3 protein-coding genes and 2 pseudogenes are annotated in these 4,583 nt (G+C 39.8%); 4 read left to right on the top strand and 1 reads right to left on the bottom strand.

Features of this window, described 5'->3' with window-relative positions:
* The first annotated feature begins 130 nt into the window (after nt 1-130).
* From D5018_RS20670 to D5018_RS22210, 3 genes and pseudogenes are all read left to right on the top strand, one after another.
* On the top strand, nt 131-2,200 hold the full coding sequence (locus D5018_RS20670; RefSeq protein ID WP_121840869.1) for a hypothetical protein: 2,070 nt from the start codon (nt 131-133) through the stop codon (nt 2,198-2,200).
* Between the two features lie 165 nt (nt 2,201-2,365).
* Nucleotides 2,366-2,638 (top strand): annotated as a pseudogene (locus tag D5018_RS20665) (ankyrin repeat domain-containing protein); the annotation flags it as partial.
* Between the two features lie 396 nt (nt 2,639-3,034).
* Nucleotides 3,035-3,145: pseudogene (locus D5018_RS22210) on the top strand (IS1595 family transposase); the annotation flags it as partial.
* Between the two features lie 52 nt (nt 3,146-3,197).
* Here the strand turns inward: D5018_RS22210 and tnpA are convergent.
* A complete protein-coding gene (tnpA, locus tag D5018_RS20660) occupies nt 3,198-3,509 on the bottom strand; it encodes an IS66 family insertion sequence element accessory protein TnpA (RefSeq protein WP_121840867.1) in 312 nt (103 codons plus the stop codon).
* 80 nt (nt 3,510-3,589) lie between these two features.
* Between tnpA and D5018_RS20655 the strand changes: the two genes are divergently transcribed.
* Nucleotides 3,590-4,135, top strand: coding sequence for a hypothetical protein (locus D5018_RS20655; protein WP_121840866.1), 546 nt, complete (start codon nt 3,590-3,592; stop codon nt 4,133-4,135).
* The last annotated feature ends 448 nt before the right edge of the window (nt 4,136-4,583 follow it).

Here is a 4,583-nt window from a genome sequence, read left to right as displayed (position 1 = left end):
CGAAAAATCAAATACGAGTGGTTATCCATTAGTGCTTACGAAACTTACTCGAAACTCAAAAAAGCAGTCGAAACCATTTTGGATAATTATTGCTCAAAATATGAGATAACTTTTAGTTAGGTACTTAGGTATGGGGGTTGGTGTTGCCACGGGTGGTTTAGGTGGTGCTGTGGCGGCATTAGGCTACGCTGTTGTATTTAGCAAGTCAGGGCAATTAATCCGATTTATGGAAAAGAAAGCCACCGACCAATTGCCTGAATCTCTAAGAGAAACTAAAGCCGTGCAATATACCTCTGGTGCAGTTCGCACGCTAACCCAAGCTACAGTTATTGCCGCAACATCATCATCTGGTAGTATGCTGGTAAGCACAATAAAGTCGGCGGCGGGTTTAGTAGGTGGTCAACTTGCTGCTACTGGTTCAGATATGGCCATGGATGAACTTGGCGTTGCTAAGGACAGTGCTGTTAGGCACGTTAGTAATGGTGCCTTTGGTTTTGCAGGCGGTTATGCCGCCAGTCAGGCAGTAGATGCGGTCATTAATTATGCTACCAAAATTATTCCAGTAGAAACAACAACAAGTCCTAACTCAAATGATAATCCTGATGTGGTTGTCGATGATGAAGGCAATGACTTTATTGGTGTCCCCGAATATCCTGAAGTTAAACAGCATGTCGAGTCTGCAAATCTGAAAGAAGGCTTAGTACCGAAAAGAATGGTTGCTCGTGAATTGTTATCTCTTGAAGGAGGTATTCCAGAATCAGTGCAACTCAAAGCCAGTTCATCAAATCCAAAACCTGTTCACAGAGTTCCGAGGCAAGCACCTATACCAACTCCGAATCCTAATTGCAATTACACAACCATTAACCAAACCTTTGTAGAACCGCCTGTTTATGATTTGCCGACTGTGCCATGCAGAGTATTCCCAAACGAAATAAATGGAGTCGGATATGTAAGTTCTCATTTCAATGAAGCTTATCAAGTCAAAAATGCAAAAAACACATTATGTAAAATTGCTCAATTAGGAGGTGTAACTATTTTTACTCACAACAATCCAGATTGTTATCAACGTGTTAGGTGTGAGAATGGCCAGTATTATGGAGTAAGGATTTCAGGTTGCAGCCTAGAAGATAGAGTAACTTGTACCTCACTTGCAAATTTATATGAAAATGCTTCATCTATAGGCACTCAATGTTCCTTTAATCCTAATTTGAGATTTTGTTTAAAGGCAACTGCGCCAGATCCAGTAAACATCATCAAACCGTCTATTACCCACACCTCTCAAGTTTTACAATCAACATGTTCAGAGCCAATTCATACGCCTACTGGCTTCCCGATTGTGAAATGTAACAACTTAACTTTAGCGACTTATAACGGGCATACCATTGGTGTTGGTGAATTATCAAACATCAGTAACTATGAAGCTTACGCAGCACACAACGCCCAACATACTAAATGCAAAATTGTTTATTCAATTCTTACATATTTATCTGCTAATCAAGGCAATTGTGTTGAACAAGTCAAATGCAGCAATTCACCCGATTACGGCATTAGAAAAACGTGTGATGATGCAAGAGTTTGTTCCTTTGGGGATACACCAGAGTTTGAAGATTTCCCAAGAACAGCTTGTCAGCAAGACGGAACTCCCTTTTGCTTACCACCTCAAGAAGTCATAGACGGCACAACGCAGCCATTACCGCAATATACACCGCCGCCCGTTATTGATATTACTAGAACCTCGGATTCATACATTTCACAAACGCTATTACCACAAGCCACAAAAACACTATTACCCGAACCCTCATTAACGGTTCAAGATTCAGGTAACGATATTGAGGCAGGAGCAATTGCAGGTGGAGTTATAGGTAGCATTGCAGGAGTAGTGGTAACCATAGTATTTGTTGGCGGTGCAATTACTTGTTACATCAAACGAGAAGCCATTGCTCAATTAGTAAAAAGGTATCGTAAACAAGGAATAGATATTACTGAGCAGCAAGCAAGAGAAAAAATAGAAGGAGTTGCAATCAGTATTGCAAAACAAACTCATCCAGATATATTTGAACAGCAAGGCGAAGGGCACCAAGGTGTGTCTGCGGTCTATAACTCCAGCCAGCAAACAGTCACTATTACACAAAAACAATTAGAAGAGGGAATAGATACAGAGCCTAGTAAAGCCGCTGAGACAGCACCTACAACACCATAAGACAGTCAGGCATTGTCGGAACCGTTAATTTATGAGCTTTGCACGGCTTGTTTTAACGGTAATATACAACTACTAAAACAAAAATTACCAACAGGCTTTGATGTAAATACCAAGATACTGCATGAGGAGAGTAACGACAGCATTTCCCTATAACATCGTGGGTGTGCGGCTGGTCAGTCAGAAATAGTAGACCACTTAATCAAGCAAGGCGCAGACGTCAATGTGCTATCTACAAACGGGGTTTCTGGGCTACATTTTGCCGTAATGCAAAACAAAGTAGATATAGTCAAAAGATTGCTTAAAGCAAATGCAGACATTACGGTTAAGTCTTCATTAAGCGCAGGCAAGACCTCGCAAATTCCATTTGAGCTAGCGAAAAATAAAGGTAATGGGCAAATAATTGAACTACTTAAAGCCTCAGAAAGCAAAGTAAAGTAAAGAAATAACCTGTAAAGAGTGATACTTGAGTCGCTAATTTGTTTATATAGCATTGCCAATACACATAAGGGCTGTGAACACTATCAGTCCCTTATTTTTGAGATGTGAGGGTGCAATGAATAATTCAACACCGACAATTGAACTTCACAAGGTAAGCCGATATCGCTATACAGACTCAGCCTGACAAGCCCCTGGTTAGCTCTGTTAGCAAGTATCAGGTTACAACTAAACGGAGTTGGAAAATGAAGTTAGTTGATTTTTTCTTATGCTGTAGAAAGTCAGAATCAAAAGATGAAGATATATTCAAGATCAGTTGGCAGAGTTAGACAAAAAAGAGAAAAGTGCAGATCAGCTTGGACTGTTCAAATAAAACTCGGTTGCTTGCGGCCGAGTTCCTTTATCCGAAGGTTCAAACTAGAAGATTTGTTGCCAAGGTTCATATACATAGCAGTAAGAACGCCACCTTTGCCTAAAAAGCTCTTAACGGTAGCTGGGCTTTATGGGTAATCAGGTCCGCATATCAACAGGTTGGTTGTAAAGCCAGATTTCAAGTTGATGCTCAGGAAGCAACATGATTACGCATCTTAAGAGTTACGCCATTGGGAAGCGATAATTCAATATCCCAAGACCGTTCTGTCTCTTTAGGGGCTGAATTTAGTTTCGGTAGAGTAATTGATTGCCACTGTTCACTGGGTGGTGTTGTAGGGCTTGTATCTACTTCCAGTGAAGCACAACGTTTACGCCATGCATAAAAGCAAGAAGTCGATAGCTTATGTTGGCGACAAAAGTCAGAAATAGATAAGTTACTTTGTTCAAAGAGTTGGAAAACTTGTTGCCACTGTTCAGCGGTTCTGTAATTACGTGCGGTCATATCACCTCCTAATTTAAAGTTGGTGATAGTGTGGTGGTTAATTTAGCTGCTGGAAATGCGTCTTAAAATGATCGCTTACATTGCAACAACAATCTATTGAATCGACAAAACTACCAATACAAACACCAATCGCTCCATCAAAAACGCCATTAAAATCACTCGCACAAACACCAATGACTCCATTCAAAACACCAATAAAAACACCAATGATTCCATTCAAAACACCAATAAAAACACCCGCACAAACATCAGACGCAAGTAACAATAGTAGTAATATAGACGCAGCAGTGATTGCAGGTGCAACTATTGGAGCAATAACTGTCTGTGTCGTTCCTCCATGTATACTTTGTCTCGGATTGGTTATTCTTGATATTAAAGTTAATGATAGTAAAGCGATAGGTGCTATTACCCAAAAAATTAATCGTTTTTTAAGGCGCTCAGGGAAAAGAGAAATGTCGGAAAAGCAAGTGCTTGAACTTGTCGTAAAACATAAAGAAAACGCTGATGCTGTTTTAAAGAAAATGACCTCAACATCACAACATGAACCTGAAAGTGAGGAGAGTTTGTCAACTTTACCATTGCCTGAAAGAAAAGCTGATAAAACGGTAATTCAAATCGAACCATAATCTGTAGCAAGTTGGAACAAATGTGACAGGCACAGGCTGAACATAAGTTCAGGTGACGTTTGCATTAAAGTTCTTTTGCAAAAGTCTATCAAGCTTTTGTCCAAAAGCTGTTTAGAAAAAAAAGGGCAAGCGAAAATGACATAGTATCCATGAGCGAGCCTGCTCTTTTGAATATTTCATTACTACTAAAATAATGGCAATGCTGGAGGTGAGCTTATCCATGCTATGATGGACGTAAATTTAAGTCTCAGTATGAAGAAAACCTGCTTTCTAAATGAAAAAAACATATCCGCAGCTTGTAAAAAAATTTGCTGAAAATGCCGTAACTATTCAGCCCATCTGACTCAATCTGCTTAAAATAGCAACGGTTGAGTCACCATTTTACTTGATCCTCAATGATCATTTGACCGATCTTCCCAGTATGTCATGCTGACCAAATATTTAGTCA

The sequence above is a fragment of the Parashewanella curva genome (assembly GCF_003675895.1).
GTDB lineage: Bacteria > Pseudomonadota > Gammaproteobacteria > Enterobacterales > Shewanellaceae > Parashewanella > Parashewanella curva.
Note: the sequence above shows the minus strand (reverse complement) of the source record. Positions and strands in the feature narration are given on the sequence as shown.